Below are 16,159 nucleotides of genomic sequence, written 5' to 3'. Positions count from 1 at the left end.
GAGCGCCGGCCGCACCTGGGCGGTGCGCTCGGTGCGGCACTGCTGCACCTGGCGCTGCGCCACGGCTGGGTCGAACGGGAGCTGGACGGCCGCGCGCTGGCCGTGCCGGAACGGGGCCGGCGCCGCATGCTGGCGGCGCTGGACATGGTGCCCGGCCTTGACGAAAGAATAAGGGCCGCTTAAGGAAGCGGCCCGACACTGGCGTTTCCTCAATCCGTAGTCAAAACACTGGAGACCGCCATGAGCCGCTGGATTCGCGCCAACAAGGGACTGCTTGCCTTCCTGATGCTGTTCGGGATTTTCCGCACCGCCGTGGCGGACTGGAATCCGATCCCGTCCGCGTCGATGCGCCCGAACCTGCTCGAAGGCGATGTCGTCTTCGTCAACCGGCTGGCCTACGACGTCAAGATTCCCCTGACGGATATTTCGCTGGGCCGCCTGGGCGAACCGCAACGGGGCGACGTCGTCACGTTCTCGTCGCCGAAGGACGGCACCCGGCTGATCAAGCGCATTGCCGCCCTGCCCGGCGACACCATCGAGATGCGCGGCGAGCGGCTGTTGATCAACGGCACGCCGGCCGGCTACACGATGCTGGGCCAGGGCATGGAAACGGTGGCGCCGCTGGGCCAGCTGGCCGCCCTGCACCTGGAAGAGCACAGCGGCGACGCCAGCTACCGCATCCAGGTGCTGCCGCAGGTGAGGGCCATGCGCGACTTCGGCCCACTCACCGTGCCGGCCGACCGCTTCCTGATGCTGGGCGATAACCGCGACAACAGCGGCGACTCGCGCGTGTTCGGCACCGTGCCGCGCGAGCTGCTGATCGGCCGCGCCGAACGCATCCTCGTCTCGGCCGACATCAAGGACGACTGGCTGCCCCGCCTTGACCGCATCGGCATGAGCCTGCGTCCCCGGTAACGCCCCGTCGATGGGTTAGAATCGGCCAGTCCAACCATGGAGGCGGCATGATCGAATTCGACGCGCTGGCCCGCAGCTACGGCAGCTACCAGGCCGTGCATCCGCTGACCCTGGCCGTGGGCCGGGGCGAAGTGTTCGGCTTCCTGGGGCCGAACGGCGCCGGCAAGACCACCACCATTCGCATGATGATGGGCATCCTCGTGCCCAGCAGCGGCCGCGTGCTCATCGACGGCCTCGATTGCCACCGCGACGCCGCCGCCGTCAAGCGCCACGTCGGCTACCTGCCCGACAACCCGATCTTCTACGACTACCTGCGCGGGCGCGAAATCCTGCAGTTCGTGGCGGAGATGCACGGCCTGGCGCGGCCGGCCGCGGCGGCGCGGGCGCGCCAGCTGCTCGACGAATTCGGCCTGGACGACGTGGCCGAGGAATTCGCCGTCAACTATTCGATGGGCATGAAGAAGAAGCTGGGCCTGGCCTGCGCGCTGGCGCACGACCCGGCCGTGCTGATCCTCGATGAACCCATCAACGGCCTCGATCCCCGCGCCGCCCGCGACGTGCAGGACCTGCTGGTCGAGCGGGCCGCCGCCGGCAAGACCATCTTCGTCTCCACCCACCTGCTCGACATGGCACAGCGCATGTGCGACCGGGTCGGCATCATCCACCGGGGCAGGCTGGCCGCCACCGGCACCGTGGACGAGCTGCGCGGCGGTGCCGACGCCACGCTGGAGGAGGTCTTCCTGAAGGCGACCGACACGCCGGCCACCCCATGATCGGGCCGCTGCGGGCGATCTGGCTGCTGGTGCGCCTGCGCCTGCTGCGCCTGTGGAACGTGGCCGGCAACGTGGGCCGGTCCAAGCCGAAGGGTCCGGGCCGCGGCGCCACGGCCGGAAAAGGGCGCGGGCGCTGGGTGCTGACGGTGACGATGGCGCTGTTGATGACGGCGGCGTTCACCAACATGTCGCGCCAGATCGTGCTGAACCTGCACTGCGAACTGGCGCCCGTGACGGCCTGCGGCGGCGCGGCCCAGCCTTACGATGCGCTGGGCGTGGCGGCCGGCGAACTGGCAAAGACGCCTTTCACCACGGCCCTGATGACGGGCCTGACCCTGCACGTGGCCTTGCTGTGGCTGGCCAGCCTGCTGGTGCCGCTGGGCAGCCGCGACCTGGGGCACGCCGACTGGGACCTGGAATGGCTCGTCACACTGCCCGTGCCCCGCGCCACCTTGTTGTGGGCGCGCGTGCTGGAACGCACCGTCACCAATTCCACGGGCATCCTGATGCTGTGGCCCGCCTGCCTCGTGCTGGCCTGGTACGGCGGCCTGCGCTGGTGGGCCGTGCCTGCGGCCACCGCCGCCACTTTCGCGCTGCTGGCGCCGTCCGCCCTGGCCCGCACCGTCGCCGACACGGGCCTGCGCCTGTCGCTGGCGCCATCGCAGCTGCGCAACCTGCAAGCGGCCGTGTCGGTCGCGGCGATGCCGCTGGTGTACGTCACCATTTCGCTGTCGCTGCCGGGCGATGGCATCGCCGTCGGCTGGGCGCGCGCCTTCCCGTCCTGGACTCTCTGGACCCCGCCCGGCCTCGTGGTGCAGTGGCTGGACGGCGCCTCAGCGTTCGCGCCGGCCCTGCTGGCGTTTGAGGTGGCACTGCTGCTGGTGGGCGGCATCGCCCTGCTGCGCCGCCAGCTGGCCAACGGCGTGGTGGCCGCCGGCTCGCGCGAATCGGGGCGGGCCAGGGCTACCGCCTCGGCCCCCGCCTTGGCCCCACTCTGCATCCTGCCCGGCACGCCGCTGCAGCGGCGCGAACTGCGTTTGCTGGCACGCGACCGCAACTTCCTCGTACAAAGCCTGCTGATCCCCATCATCATCGTCGCCAGCCAGCTGTTCTTTGCCGGCACCCTGCGCGACACCACGCAGCTGGGCAGCGACCCCAGGCTGCTGGCCTCGATCGCCTTCGGCCTGGGCAGCTACGTGCTGGTGCTGTCGGCCTTCCAGACCATCAATACGGAAGGCCAGGCTTTGTGGCTGCTGTACACCTTCCCCCACCCGCTGGCGCGCATGCTGAAGGAGAAGGCCCAGCTGTGGGCCGCGCTGGCCTTGCTCTACCCGGCCGCCGTGTTCGGCGTCGGCCTGTGGTACGGCACCCGGATCGACACGCAACTGCTGGTGCTGGTGGCCCAGGTAGCGGCCGGCATGCCCATCTTCGCGCTGATCGCCGTGGCGCTGGGCGTGTGGGCCAGCGACCCGCTCGCGCCCGAGCCGGCAACCCGCCTGCGCCCCACCTACGTCTACCTTTACATGGTACTGGCCAGCCTGTATGGCTATGGCTTGTACACCCAGGCCTGGGCGCACAGGCTGGCCGTCGTCGTGCTGGTGGCGATGCTGGCGCTGGCGTTGTGGCAGAAGGCACGCGACGAACTGCCCTTCCTGCTCGACCCCACGGCCGCACCACCGCGGCGGGTCTCAGCGGCCGACGGCATGGCGGCGGCCGTAATGTTCTTCGCCGTGCAGGCCCTCGTCTTTGCCGTGCTGCGCGACGGCGACGGCCCGCCCGTCCTGCGCGACATGGCGCTGGCCTTCACCATCGCCGGGGCCGTCGTCTACGGACTGGCGCGCCTGCTGTTCTGGCGCACGGGCACCACCGGCGTGCCTGCGCTGCTGCAAGGCGGCGCCGACGTGAAACAAGCGCTCGCCTGGGGTGTGGGCTGCGCGCTGCCGGCCATTGCCATCGGCCTGGCCTGGATGACGGCGCTGCGCCACTTCGGCGTCGCCCTCCCCGCCGTCGACGTCGACGGGCGCATCGCCTGGCTGGTCGCGCTGGCCAGCGTGGCCGCCCCCGTGTTCGAGGAATTCATCTTCCGGGGCCTGATCTTCAACGGCCTGCGGCGCTCGATGGCACTGCTGCCCGCCGTGCTGGCCAGCGCCGCCGTCTTCGCCGTGATCCACCCGCCGCTGGCGATGCTGCCCGTGTTCGCGCTGGGCTGTGCCGCCGCCTGGGCCTTCGTGCGCGGCGGCGGCCTGCTGGCCGCCATGCTGACGCATGCGCTGTACAACATCGCGATGATGGCGGTGCAGGCGGGGTAGTTCCCGGCCGTGCCAATGGCTTACAACACGATAACAAACGATTCACCAAGATATCGTTTGGTCATCAACCGGTCATTTTCCACCACTACAATCCGGTCGTTTTGTAACCCACCAGGCATAGGACCCAGCAATGAACAAGCCGAACGACTTGACGCTCACGCCCACCATGGCGGACGACACCGACAGCAAGGATGCGAACCACTTCAACACCGTACTCGGCGCCCGCCTGAGCCGCCGCAATATGCTGCGCGGCGGCTTCGCCACGGCGGCGAGCGCGGTACTGGGCGGCATGGGCCTGGCCGGCTGCGGCGGTTCCGACGACGACCCGGTGGCCGTCGTGCCACCGGTGACGACCCCGACCCCGCCGGTGTCGGCTGAAAAACTGCTGGCCTTTGCCGCCGTGCCGAAAAGCCTGGCCGACGCCGTCAGCGTGCCGGCCGGTTACACCGCCACCGTCATCTACGGCCTGGGCGATCCGCTGCGCGCGGCAACGCCGGCCTACAAGAACGACGGCACCGACACCGATTTCGACAACCGCGCGGGCGACCACCACGACGGCATGGAATTCTTCGCCCTGTCCGGCACCGGCACGCCTTCGACGACGGCGTCCGACCGCGGCGTGCTGGCCGTGAACCACGAAGCGACCACGGACGAGAAGCTGTCGTCCCACTTCATCCACGTCAACGGCGGCACCACGAGCCTGCCGCGCCCGGGCACGGAAGTGGACAAGGAAATGGCGCTGCACGGCATCAGCGTCGTCGAAGTGAAAAAGACGGGCACCAGCTGGGCCACCGTCATCGATTCCACGTTCAACCGCCGCATCACGCCGCTGACGGCAGTGGAAATCGGCGGGCCGGCACGCGGCAATCCGCTCCTGGTCACGAAGTTCTCGCCGGACGGCACGCGCACCCGCGGCACCCTGAACAACTGCGGCAATGGCCGTACGCCATGGGGCACCTACCTGTCGGGCGAGGAAAACTGGTCCGGCTACTTCGTCCGCTCGGCAACCGACGATGCCGCGCGCGGCAACGACAAGAGCGTCGCTTCGCTGCGCCGCTACGGCCGCAACCAGGGCGCCACGTCGCGCCACGGCTGGGAAACGGGCGGCACGGACGACAAGTACCAGCGCTGGGACATCAGCAAGAAGGGCACCTCGACCAACGGCAGCGACGACTACCGCAACGAGATGAACGGCCAGGGCTACATCATCGAAGTCGACCCGTACGACAAGACCAAGCCGGCCAAGAAGCGCAGCGCCCTGGGCCGCTTCGCCCATGAAAGCGCCGCCTTCGGCGTCGTCACCGCCGGCCAGCCGCTGGCCGTGTACATGGGCGACGACTCGCGCAACGAATACATCTACAAGTTCGTCTCGGCCACCGCGTGGTCGGCCGCGGATGCCACGCCGGCGGACCGCATCGCCACCGGCGACAAGTATCTGGACTCGGGCAAGCTGTACGTGGCCAAGCTGAACTCTGACGGCACCGGCCAGTGGATCGAGCTGTCGCCGAGCCACCCGCAGATCCAGGCCTACGCCGCCTACAAGTTCGCCGACCTGGCCGACGTGATGGTCAATGCCCGCCTGGCCGCCGACGCGGTGGGCGCGACGAAGATGGACCGTCCGGAATGGTGCTCGGTGAACCCGGCCAACGGCGAGATCTACTACACGCTGACGAACAACTCGAACCGCAACGTCAACGCCACGGGCTCGTCGCAGCTGCCGCCGGATTCGGCCAACCCGCGTGCCTACACGGACATGAAGGGCAGCAGCGCGCAGAACGGCAACCCGAACGGCCATATCATCCGCTTCAAGGAAGGCACGGGCGCCGCGGCCGCCACCAGCTTCACGTGGGACGTCTACCTGTTCGGCGCGGAAAGCGGCGCCGACGCGACCAAGATCAACCTGTCCTCGCTGACGGCGGACCAGGACTTCTCCAGCCCGGACGGCCTGGCATTCCTGAAGAGCACCGGCATCTGCTGGATCCAGACCGATGACGGCGCCTACACGGACGTCACCAACTGCATGATGCTGGCCGCCCTGCCGGGCCAGGTGGGCGACGGCGCCAAGACCACGCTGACCTACGACAAGGCCGACGGCAGCAAGCTGGCCGTCGATACCTTCGTGGGCAAGAAGGCCAGCGCCGACACGCTCAAGCGCTTCCTGGTCGGCCCGGTGGGTTCGGAAATCACCGGCATCACGGAAACGCCGGATGGCAAGGCGCTGTTCGTCAACATCCAGCACCCGGGTGAAAACACGTCGCTGGCCAATATCGCCGATCCAAGCAAGTACACCAGCCAGTGGCCAAGCAACGCCGGCTACGGCGCCGGCAAGCGTCCCCGCTCGGCAACCATCGTCATCACGAAGAACGACGGCGGCCGCATCGGCACCTGACGACGCCTTCGCGTAAGACACGAAGCCCGCTGCGAAGCGGGCTTTTTTTCATGGTCGCCGGCGCCAGCGCCCCAGCGCATTGAGCCCCTGCATGGCCAGCGCGCCCAGCGCGCTGGTAGCCGCGATCACGCCCACCAGCATCGCGGCCGGGTTGCCCGCGTCGATCCATTCGCCCGTGGCCGCCAGGCCCAGCACCAGCAATACCTGGGCCGGCAGGACGAAGCGCAGGTGGCGCGCGCCGCCGTATTGGCCGCGCCGCATCTGGCGGCGCGCGATCACGACGGCGGGGCCCCACAGAATGCAGAGAAAGGCGGCCAGCAGGAACAGGGCTTGCAGGAGTTTCATGCGGGCTGTGGCGAGGTGGTGGCGAAGTGGCGCAGCATACCGCAAAAGCGCAAAAAAAAGCGGTGGGCCAGTTGCCTGGACCACCGCAAAGGGAAGCGCGCCATGGGGCAGGCGCGGGTGAAACCCGGTACATGCTGCAAATTCGGTAAAGCCGGTTCGGTAAAGCCGATTCGATAAAACTGCTTCGATAACGCCCGTTCGATAGCGCAAAGCGGGGCGCCGCGCGCGGCGCCCCGGTGCGATTACAGGTGCTGCGCGATCTGCGGCATCAGTTCGTCGAAGGTGCGGCCGGCGCCGTTCTCGCCGATCGCATGCATCTTCCACTCGCCGTTGTGGCGGTACAGCTTGGCCATCAGCTGGGCATTGTGGTTGCCCTGCACGGACAGGTTGAAGCGCGCCACTTCCTTGTTGTTGTCCGCGTTGATCAGGCGGCAGTAGGCGTTCTCCACCTGGGCGAAGCTCTGGCCCGTGAAGCTGTTCACGGTGAAGACGATGCTCTTCACGTTCGGCGGCACCTGCTGCAGGTTGACGGTGACCTGTTCGTCGTCGCCGTCGCCGGCGCCGGTGCGGTTGTCGCCCGAGTGCGACACGCTGCCGTCGCGGCTCTTGAGCTGGCGGAACCAGACCACGTCGAGCGGCTTGTTGGTGTCATCGAACAGCACGCACGAGGCGTCCAGGTCGACGTCGGCGCTCTTGGCGCCGAAGCCCATGAAACCCTTGCTCTTCACGGCATCCCAGCCCAGGCCCATGACCACGCGGGTCAGGGTGGCGCCGGCTTCCTTGTCCAGAGAAATCTTCTGGCCCTTCGTCAAATTCACTGACATTTCATACCTCCTCGATTGCGGAAGGGGACGTGCCCCTCCCGTACTGCTTATGCCTGGCGGCCCTTGTTGAGCCATGCGACGAACGTGTCGCGGTTGCGCGAGCAGACCAGCACCTTGCCGGCGCCCGAGAAGCGCAGCACCATCCCTTCGCCGCTGGTGACACTGTTCACCAGGTTGCCCAGGAAGCCGCCGCTCTGGTTCGTCGTCACCGAGATTTCATAGCGCAGCGCGCTGTCCCAGCAGACCACGTGGGCGTTGTCGATGACGATGTCCTTGCCCGGTTCCACTTCCAGCTGCGACATCGAACCGAAGCCCGACACCACCAGCTGGCCGCTGCCGGTCGTCTCGGTGATGAAGAATCCACCGCTCTGCCCGAACAGTGCGTTGCCGACGTTCTGCGTGCGCACCTTCAGGTCCACGCCCGACGTGGCGGCGACAAAGGCGCCGTCACTGAGCATGTACTGGCGCTGGCCGACATCGACCACCTGCATCGCGCCGGGCAAGGTCGGCGACAACAGGCAGTCGCCGTCGCCCTTTACCGCTTCGATATGCTGCTGGAAGAACGATTCGCCGTTGGCGAAGGTGCGCATCAGGGCGGCACCGATGCCGCCGCTCATGCGTCCCTTCAGCTCGAGCGCCGATTCCATCATCACCATCGCGTTCGATTCGCAGTAGATCTTCTCGCCCTGCCGCATCGACACGTGCAGGAAGGGATCGACGTCCCCCGTCACGGTAAAGGTCGGCATGGCTTATACCGAAACGCCGAACGACGAAGCCAGCGCGCCCAGGCCGCCCTTGTAGCCCTGGCCGACGGCCTTGAACTTCCAATCGGCGCCGTTGCGATAGACTTCGCCGAACACCATCGCCGTTTCGGCCGAGCCGTCTTCGGACAGGTCGTAGCGGGCCACTTCCTGGTTGGTGGCGCTGTTGACGCAGCGGATGAAGGCCTTCTGCACCTGGCCGAAGTTCTGGCGGCGCGAATCGGCATCGTGGATCGTCACGCAGACGGCGATGCGCTCGACTTCAGGCGGCACACGGGACAGGTCGATACGCACGGTTTCGTCGTCGCCCTCGCCCACGCCGGTGCGATTGTCGCCCGAGTGCTCCACGGAGCCGTCGGTCGATTTCAGGTTGTTGTAGAAGATGAAGTCCTGGTCGGCGCGAACCTTGCCGTCCGTCTTGAGCAGGAATGCCGAGCTGTCGATATCGAACGCGGCGCCGTCGCTGCTGCGTGCATCCCAGCCCAGGCCGACCGTCAGTTGGGTCAGGCCGGGAGCTTCCTTGCTCAGGTTGACGTTGCCGCCTTTTTGCAGACTGATTGCCATGATTGATACTCCTTCGGTTTTATCGTTAAAAGAGACACCCACTTGCACACACGACGGGCTGGTGTCTTGAGCGCGCCGTGATTCGTTACGGAGCGTTGTCGCCCCTTTCTTACGTTGGGGCGGCGGTGCCGCCCGTTTCCTACCTTGGGGCCGGCATTCACGCCGCCCCGTTACCACGTCCTTACGCCGGCACCGCCATCGCGGCCTGCTGCTTGCGGTACCTTACCGAGGACCACAGCGAGGCGACGATGAAGGCCACGCCAATCAGGCCGGTGAAGATCTCGGGAATATGGAACTTCATACTCGCCAACATGATCACTGCCAGGATACCGATCGCATAGTGCGCGCCGTGCTCCAGGTAGACGTACTGGTCGAGCGTGCCCTTGTGGACCAGGTAGACCGTCATCGAACGCACGAACATCGCACCGATCGCCAGGCCCAGCATGATGATCACGACGTCCTTGGTGATGGCGAACGCGCCGATCACGCCGTCGAAGCTGAACGAAGCATCCAGCACTTCCAGGTACAGGAAGCCGCCGATACCGCCCTTCTTGACCATATCGCCCACGTTCGAGCCGCCCTCTTCCTCTTTTTCCAGGAAGTTCGAGATCGCATCGACGCCGACGTAGATCAGCACACCCCACAGGCCGGAGATCAGCACGACGAACTTCTGCGCTTCCTCGACAAGGCTCAGGCTACCCAGCAGCACGCCCAGGGCCACCATCACGGAGATCGACGAGACCTTGCCCAGCGAACCCAGTTTCTTCTCGACGTTGCCCAGCCAGTGCATTTCCTTCTCATGGTCGAGCAGGAAGTTCAGGAAGACCAGCAGCAGGAACATGCCGCCGAAGGCCGCCACTTCCGCGTGGTGGTTGGTCAGGTGACGCGAATACTCGTCAGGGTTGTTCAGTGCCAGCGTCCACACTTCCGTCAGGCCGATGTCGGCCGCGACGGCCACGATCACCAGCGGGAACAGCAGGCGCATGCCGAAGACGGCGATGATGATGCCGATACCCAGGAACAGCTTCTGCCAGAACTCATCCCATGTCTTCAGTACGGACGCGTTGACCACCGCGTTATCGAACGACAGCGACACTTCCATGACGCTCAAGATCACCGCGATGCCCAATGCGGACAATGCCCCCGTCAAACCACCCTTTTCCCAACCCCACCACGCTGCCACTGCCAGGCAGACGAAGGAGACCAGGAACGACATCCTGAAGTGCTTCATCCCGAATTCCTTTGTTATTAATCAATGACCAGCAGTGTAATCAACTTGCGGGTTTTGAAAAATAGAAGATAATCGGAACTTAACTTCGTAAAAACAGGAACGTCACACTCTGATGAAAGCCACCGGAATCAATTTTCGCCACCTGTATTTCTTTCGCGTCGTGGCCGCCGAAGGCAGCGTTACCCGGGCCGCCGAGCGCCTCGGCCTGGCCATCCAGACTGTCAGCACGCAGCTGGCCGCGCTGGAGCAATCGCTCGGCAAGTCGCTGTTGACCCAGCAGGGCCGGCGCCTCGTGCCCACCGACGCGGGCCGCGTGGCCCTGACCTATGCCGAGCAGATCTTCGAGCTGGGCGACCGCATGCAGGAAGCGCTGAACGAGGCCGACGTGGGCCGCACGCGCCTGACGGTGGGCATTTCCGACTCGCTGCCCAAGCTGATCGCCAACCGCCTGCTGCAGGCGGCCTTCGGCATCGACGCTCCCGTAAAGCTCATCTGCGTGGAGCGCGAATTCGAAACGCTGCTGGCCGACCTGGCGCTGCACAAGCTCGATGTGGTGCTGACGGACCGCACCGTGCGCGCCACGGCCAGCCTGCGCGTGTTCAGCCACTTGCTGGGGGAAAGCGAGATGATGCTGTTCGGTACCGCCCCGCTGGCGCGCAAGTACGGGCGCAACTTCCCGCGCAGCCTGACGGGCGCGCCGATGCTGCTGCCGACGCGGAACAACGCGCTGCGCGGCCGTATCGACGAGTGGCTGCTCAAGCACGAGGTGCGGCCCGACATCGTCGGCGAATTCGAGGACAACGCCATGCTCAACACCTTCGGGCGGGACGGGCGCGGCCTGTTCTTCGCGCCGGCCGGCCTGGAACAGGATCTGCGCGGCCAGTTCAATGCCGTGCCCGTGGGCGGCGCGCCGGAACTGCGCGAACAGTTCTACGCGCTGTCAAGCGAACGGCGCATCCGCCACCCGGCCGTGGAAGCCATCCTGACAGCCAACAGCGGCCTGTTCGCTGCCTGAATCGGCTGCCAGGGCCGGCCAAAAGGCCTAATTCGCGCTGGCAGCGGCCCAGGTCGGATAAGATGATGCTTTCAACTACCCGCTTCCAGTGCGTTCTATGCACAACCTCCTGCTTGTCCTGCTTGCCTTCCTGCTTGTCGCCCTCAACGGTTTCTTCGTCGCCGCCGAATTCGGCATTGTCACCTTGCGCCGCACCCGCGTGCGCGCCATCGCCAAGACGCAGGGGCTGAAAGGGCGCATCCTCGAAAAAGTGCACGGTGAGCTCGACGCCTACCTGTCGGCCTGCCAGCTGGGCATCACGCTCGCGTCGCTGGGCCTGGGCTGGATCGGCGAGCCGGCCTTCGCGAGCCTGCTCGAGCCGCTGCTGGCCGCCATCGGCATCACGTCGCCGGAAGTGATCCACACGATTTCCTTCATCTTCGCCTTCGTCACCATCTCCTTCCTGCACATCGTCGTGGGCGAACTGGCCCCGAAGTCGCTGGCGATCCGCCTGCCCGAAGTGGTGGGCGTGTGGAGCGCGCTGCCGCTGTACGCCTTCTACTGGATGATGTACCCGGCCATCTGGCTGCTCAACCAGAGCGCCAACATGGTGCTCAAGCTGGCCGGCCTGCACGGCGCGGGCGGCCACGATGCCCACTATTCGACGGACGAATTGAAACTGATCCTGCGCACCAGCCAGCCGGGCGAGCATTTCAACAAGGACGAACGCAATATCCTGGCCCATTCGCTGGACTTTTCGCAGCTGCGCGTGTCGGACCTGATGCGCCCGATTAACGAGGTGATCGCCCTGTACGCCACCAAGTCGCTCGAGGAGAACCTGCAGACGGTAGTGCGCAACCGCTTCTCGCGCTACCCCTACTTCGACGCGGACGGCATCACCGTGCCCGGCATGGTGCACCTGAAGGACCTGTTCTTCGCCCAGCAGTCGGGAAAACCCATCACGTCGTTCACGTCCTTCCTGCGCCCGGTGGAGACCTTCTCGGCGCGCACGCCGGCCATCGACCTGTTTCGGCGTTTCCGCGAAGGCGCGCCCCACTTCGCCCTGATCGGCGAGAAGGGCAAGCGCCCGATCGGCTTTTTGACCCTGGACAACCTGCTGGGGGCAATGGTGGGCGAGATCCACGACGAATTCCGCCTGAACGAAAACGACTGGCTCAAGCAGCCGGACGGCGCCCTGATCGGCAAGGCCAGCCTGCCCATCTTCTCGCTCGAACGCATGCTGGGCATCGATATCGAGAACGAGGAACTGGGCCTGGACGAAGTCGAATCCGTCGGTGGCCTGATCATGCTCAAGCTGGGCGATATCCCGAAACAGGGCCAGCGCGTAAGCTTCAATCGCTTCGACCTGGTGGTGAAGAAGATGAACGGCCCCCGCATCCTGCTGGTGAAAGTGATCCCGCGCCTGGCGGCGGAAGACAGCGACGATCACGACTGACTGGGCTTGACTGTGCTTTAATGTGCGCTGATGCTTTTTCAATAAGGTAAATGATGCGCACCTGCCGCCACCTGTTCCCCACCGCCCTGCTGCTGGCCGCCGCCGCCGCCCATGCCGCGCCCCAGTACGTGGCGGCAGGCTCTCCGCTGCCCCGCTTCCACATGCTCAAGGAAGGCAGCCACCGCTACCTGCGCTATCTGCAGGCGGCCGACAGCAACACGCCGATCGACATCTGGCAGCGCGACCTGCGCATCGACGGCAAGACCGTGCAGCTGCGCCAGCGCTGGGATGCGGCGGGCAAGGCGCCTTCCGTGAAGTGGCTCGATTCCTCGTTCGAAATGGGCACCTTGCGTCCGCTGGCGCACACCCGCATCACGCAGAAGGACGGCAAGAAGACCGTGGAGGGCTTCGCCTTCGCGCCGGACAAGGTCACGGGCCTGCCGGACCTGCCGGCCAATACGCAGAAGGCGCTGGCCGTCACCCTGGCCGAACCGGTCTTCAATTTCGAGGCCGATATCGAGCTGCTGCAGGCGCTGCCGCTGGGCCAGGGTTATGAAGTGCAGCTGGCCCTGTACCACCCGGGCGGCGCGGCCGCTCCGGCGCGCTACACCTTCCGCGTGGCCGGCAGCGAGCTGATCGCGGGCCCGGCCGGCCCGGTCGACTGCTGGGTCGTCACGACGGACTACAACCAGCCCGGCACCGTGTCGAAATTCTGGTTCGCCCGCAGCACCCAGCTGATGGTGCGCCAGGAAAGCCGCATGCCGGACGGGCGCCTGCTGATCAAGGCGCTGATCGACTAGCGCGCCGGCGCTTCAGGCGGCGTGGTCGTCGCGCCGCCGGCCCGGCGCCACCACCGGGTGCACGTCGGTCCAGTTGCGCAGCAGGCCCAGGGCCACGGCCAGCAGGGTCGGGCCGATGAACAGGCCCACGAAGCCGAAGGCCAGCACGCCCCCCATCACGCCCAGCAGCACGAGCAGGAACGGCAGGCTGGAGCCCCGGCTGATCAGCATCGGCTTGACCACGTTGTCGACACCGCTGATCAGGAACACGCCCCAGACGATCATGAAGATGCCCCAGCCCGTGCTGCCCTGGTTGAACAGCCAGATGGCCGCGCCGCCCCAGATCAGGGGCGGCCCCACCGGCACCAGGGAAAACAGGAAGGTACCCACCGCCAGCAAGGCCACGGCCGGCACGCCGGCGATCAGGAAGCCGACCGCCGCCACGGCGGCCTGCGCCAGCGCCGTGCCCAGCAAGCCGTACATCACGCCGCGCACCGTGCGGCTGACCGTTTCGGCCACGGCGATGGCGTGTTCGCCCATGATCTTGTCCATGCCGACCGACAGCGCCTGCAGCAACGTGGCGCCGTCACGGTAAAGGAAGAAGCTGACGAAGGCGGCCAGGCTGACCTGGGCCACGCCGCTCCCCAGCACGATGCCGCCGCCCAGCAGGAAGTGCCGGGCCGGCTCCATATAGCGCTTGGCCAAGTCGATCAGCTGCTCGCGGCTGCTGATCAGCCCACGCAGGTAGTTGTCCATCATCTCGCCGATCACCGGCACCTGGCGCAGCCAGTCGGGCGGCGCCAGGTGGCCGGCCTGCAGCGCGTCGCGCAGGCCCCGGTAGAACTGGCCCGCGTTGTCCGCCACGTTCCACGTCACCAGTGCCAGCGGCAGGATGATCACGAGGATCAGCGAAATCGTCATGACGGTGGCGGCCGCCGTGCGCCGGCCGCGCAGGCGCGCCTGCAGACGCAGGAACAGGGGCCAGCTGGAGATGGTGATGGCGCAGGCGAACAGGATGGCCGGCAGGAAGGGGCGCAGCACCCACAGGCAGCCCACCACGAGGAAGACGATGGCCGCCAGGCGGCTATACGGTTGAAAGCGTTTTTCCATGCGGGGGATGTGGCGGCGGTTTGCAGGCGTTCAAGCTTAGCAGGAAACCAAGGCCCATCGCACGAATGTATTTTGGTTCCAGTCGTGCGCACTGGCCGCCTGAACACCCTTTACGATAGGGCCTGGTCTGACTTGAAAGCACGCATGCAACCCTTCCCCCTCGACGAACCGGCGCTGGACGAAGCGCGCCGCCTCAATCGCAAGCTGGCGTGGGCACCGCGCTTCCGCATCCGTAACCGGCTGGCGCCCGTGCTGATCCAGTCGCTGCTGCACCTGGCGCAGGTGGGCGGCGATCGCAAGCTGGCGCGCGCCGGCATCGCGCTGGAACAGCGCATGGCCGTCACGGAAGGCCTGCGGGTGCCGGTGCGGATACTGCGGCCTGACGGCCCGGTGCGGGGCGTGGTGCTCGATATCCATGGCGGCGGCTGGGTGATCGGCAATGCGCAGATGGACGACGACTTGAATACCGGCTTGATGAATGCCTGCGGCGTGGCGGTGGTGTCGGTCGACTACCGGCTGGTGCCGGGCACGCCGCTGGCCGACGTCATGGACGACTGCCTGGCGGCGGCCCGCTGGCTGCTGGGCGACGGCCTGCCCGAGTATGCCGGCCTGCCCGTGATCGTCGTCGGCGAGTCGGCCGGCGCCCACCTGGCCGCCGCCACCTTGCTGCGGCTGAAGGCCTGGCCGGCGCTGCTGCGCCGCGTGCAGGGCGCCCTGCTGTACTACGGCGTGTACGACCTGACCGGCACGGCCAGCGTGCGCCAGGCCGGCGCCGATACGCTGGTGCTGGACGGGCCAGGCATGCTGCAAGGCTTGGCGATGCTGACACCCGGGCTGGACGAGGCGCAGCGGCGCGCGGCGCCCCTGTCACCGCTGTACGGCGACCTGGCCGGCCTGCCGCCGGCCTTGCTGTTCGTGGGGGAGAAGGACCCGCTGCGGGACGACACGGTCGAGATGGCGCGGCGCTGGAGCGCGGCCGGCGAGGCCGAGGCGTGGCGGGTGCCGGAGGCGCCGCACGGGTTCATTCACTTCCCGACGGCGATGGCCAGGGCGGTGCTGGCGCACGCCCAGGCCTGGGTCGGCGCAAGGCTGGATCAGTCGCGCAAGGATGCCGCCTGAGGCCGGCCCGTTACGACAACAGCAGCTTCAGGTCGTGCACGATGGGCGCAGGACCCTGGTTATGCCGCAGGAACAGGCGTACCTTGCCCTGCTTGTCGAACACATAGCTGCCGGCCGTGTGGTCGATCGTGTAGGTGTCCGGCGTCTTGCCCGGCACCTTCTGGTAGAACACCTTGAATTCCTTGGCCGTCGTGGCGATTTCCGCCGGCGTGCCGTAAAGTCCGGCGAAGCGCTTGTCGAAGGCAGGGGCATATTGGGCCAGCAGCTCCTGCGTGTCGCGTTCCGGATCGAGCGTCACGAACAGCACCTGCACCTGGTCCGCCTGCGGGCCCAGCTCCTTCATCACGGCTGCCATTTCCGACATCGTCGTCGGGCACACGTCCGGGCACTGCGTGAAGCCGAAGAACACCACCACCACCTTGCCCTTGTAACTCTCCAGCGTGACGGGCTTGCCCGTATGGTCCTTCAGCGAGAAGCCCTTGGCGTAATCCAGGCCCGTGATATCGGTATTGGTGAACGCCGCGCGCTTTTCGGCGCAGCCCACGAGGATCATCAGCATGCACAGCACGGCGAGCAGTTTTTTCATGGGA

At 66.7% G+C, this 16,159-nt stretch carries 15 protein-coding genes and 1 pseudogene; 9 read left to right on the top strand and 7 right to left on the bottom strand.

What is annotated here, in order from left to right:
- The 5 genes and pseudogenes from GM672_RS28350 to GM672_RS13495 all read left to right on the top strand — a co-directional run.
- Nucleotides 1-183, top strand: a pseudogene (locus tag GM672_RS28350) (hypothetical protein); the annotation flags it as partial.
- 57 nt (nucleotides 184-240) lie between these two features.
- Nucleotides 241-915, top strand: coding sequence for a signal peptidase I (gene lepB / locus GM672_RS13510; protein WP_155471053.1), 675 nt, complete (start codon nucleotides 241-243; stop codon nucleotides 913-915).
- Between the two features lie 47 nt (nucleotides 916-962).
- Nucleotides 963-1,688, top strand: a complete 726-nt coding sequence (locus GM672_RS13505) for an ABC transporter ATP-binding protein (RefSeq protein ID WP_155471052.1) — start codon at nucleotides 963-965, stop codon at nucleotides 1,686-1,688.
- Nucleotides 1,685-3,997, top strand: a complete 2,313-nt coding sequence (locus GM672_RS13500; protein ID WP_155471051.1) for a CPBP family intramembrane glutamic endopeptidase — start codon at nucleotides 1,685-1,687, stop codon at nucleotides 3,995-3,997. The genes GM672_RS13505 and GM672_RS13500 overlap by 4 nt, the downstream gene beginning before the upstream one ends.
- Nucleotides 3,998-4,127: 130 nt before the next feature.
- Nucleotides 4,128-6,386 (top strand): PhoX family protein, encoded by a 2,259-nt coding sequence (locus GM672_RS13495; RefSeq protein ID WP_155471050.1) that lies wholly within the window; start codon nucleotides 4,128-4,130, stop codon nucleotides 6,384-6,386.
- A gap of 48 nt (nucleotides 6,387-6,434) precedes the next feature.
- Here the strand turns inward: GM672_RS13495 and GM672_RS13490 are convergent, their stop codons facing one another.
- From GM672_RS13490 to GM672_RS13470, 5 genes are all read right to left on the bottom strand, one after another.
- On the bottom strand, nucleotides 6,435-6,731 hold the full coding sequence (locus GM672_RS13490; protein ID WP_155471049.1) for a hypothetical protein: 297 nt from the start codon (nucleotides 6,729-6,731) through the stop codon (nucleotides 6,435-6,437).
- A 242-nt stretch (nucleotides 6,732-6,973) separates the two neighbouring features.
- Nucleotides 6,974-7,555 carry a TerD family protein gene (locus GM672_RS13485; protein WP_155471048.1) on the bottom strand — a complete coding sequence of 194 codons (582 nt, stop codon included), beginning with the start codon at nucleotides 7,553-7,555 and terminating at the stop codon, nucleotides 6,974-6,976.
- Between the two features lie 47 nt (nucleotides 7,556-7,602).
- On the bottom strand, nucleotides 7,603-8,301 hold the full coding sequence (locus tag GM672_RS13480; RefSeq protein WP_155471047.1) for a TIGR00266 family protein: 699 nt from the start codon (nucleotides 8,299-8,301) through the stop codon (nucleotides 7,603-7,605).
- A gap of 3 nt (nucleotides 8,302-8,304) precedes the next feature.
- Entirely contained in the window at nucleotides 8,305-8,880 is a 576-nt protein-coding gene (locus GM672_RS13475) for a TerD family protein (RefSeq protein WP_155471046.1), read from the bottom strand.
- A gap of 181 nt (nucleotides 8,881-9,061) precedes the next feature.
- The gene (locus tag GM672_RS13470; protein WP_155471045.1) at nucleotides 9,062-10,111 is read right to left on the bottom strand and encodes a DUF475 domain-containing protein; all 1,050 of its coding nucleotides are present in this window, start codon (nucleotides 10,109-10,111) and stop codon (nucleotides 9,062-9,064) included.
- Between the two features lie 112 nt (nucleotides 10,112-10,223).
- On the opposite strand from GM672_RS13470, the gene GM672_RS13465 reads away from it, so the two are divergent.
- The 3 genes from GM672_RS13465 to GM672_RS13455 all read left to right on the top strand — a co-directional run bounded on the left by GM672_RS13465 (nucleotide 10,224) and on the right by GM672_RS13455 (nucleotide 13,361).
- Nucleotides 10,224-11,126 carry a LysR family transcriptional regulator gene (locus tag GM672_RS13465; protein WP_155471044.1) on the top strand — a complete coding sequence of 301 codons (903 nt, stop codon included), beginning with the start codon at nucleotides 10,224-10,226 and terminating at the stop codon, nucleotides 11,124-11,126.
- 97 nt (nucleotides 11,127-11,223) lie between these two features.
- Nucleotides 11,224-12,561: a hemolysin family protein gene (locus tag GM672_RS13460; protein ID WP_155471043.1), complete on the top strand. Its 1,338-nt coding sequence runs from the start codon at nucleotides 11,224-11,226 to the stop codon at nucleotides 12,559-12,561.
- A 50-nt stretch (nucleotides 12,562-12,611) separates the two neighbouring features.
- Nucleotides 12,612-13,361: a DUF3108 domain-containing protein gene (locus tag GM672_RS13455; protein WP_155471042.1), complete on the top strand. Its 750-nt coding sequence runs from the start codon at nucleotides 12,612-12,614 to the stop codon at nucleotides 13,359-13,361.
- Between the two features lie 12 nt (nucleotides 13,362-13,373).
- Here the strand turns inward: GM672_RS13455 and GM672_RS13450 are convergent, their stop codons facing one another.
- A complete protein-coding gene (locus GM672_RS13450) occupies nucleotides 13,374-14,450 on the bottom strand; it encodes an AI-2E family transporter (protein WP_155471041.1) in 1,077 nt (358 codons plus the stop codon).
- Nucleotides 14,451-14,594: 144 nt separating this feature from the next.
- Here GM672_RS13450 and GM672_RS13445 point away from each other — a divergent pair, with 144 nt between their 5' ends.
- Nucleotides 14,595-15,569, top strand: coding sequence for an alpha/beta hydrolase (locus GM672_RS13445; protein ID WP_155471040.1), 975 nt, complete (start codon nucleotides 14,595-14,597; stop codon nucleotides 15,567-15,569).
- Between the two features lie 10 nt (nucleotides 15,570-15,579).
- Here the strand turns inward: GM672_RS13445 and GM672_RS13440 are convergent, their stop codons facing one another.
- Complete coding sequence (locus GM672_RS13440) at nucleotides 15,580-16,155, bottom strand: SCO family protein (RefSeq protein ID WP_155471039.1); 576 nt, start codon at nucleotides 16,153-16,155, stop codon at nucleotides 15,580-15,582.
- Between the last annotated feature and the right edge of the window lie 4 nt (nucleotides 16,156-16,159).

The sequence above is a fragment of the Pseudoduganella buxea genome, from assembly GCF_009720835.1.
Lineage (GTDB): Bacteria > Pseudomonadota > Gammaproteobacteria > Burkholderiales > Burkholderiaceae_D > Rugamonas > Rugamonas buxea.
Note: the sequence above shows the minus strand (reverse complement) of the source record. Positions and strands in the feature narration are given on the sequence as shown.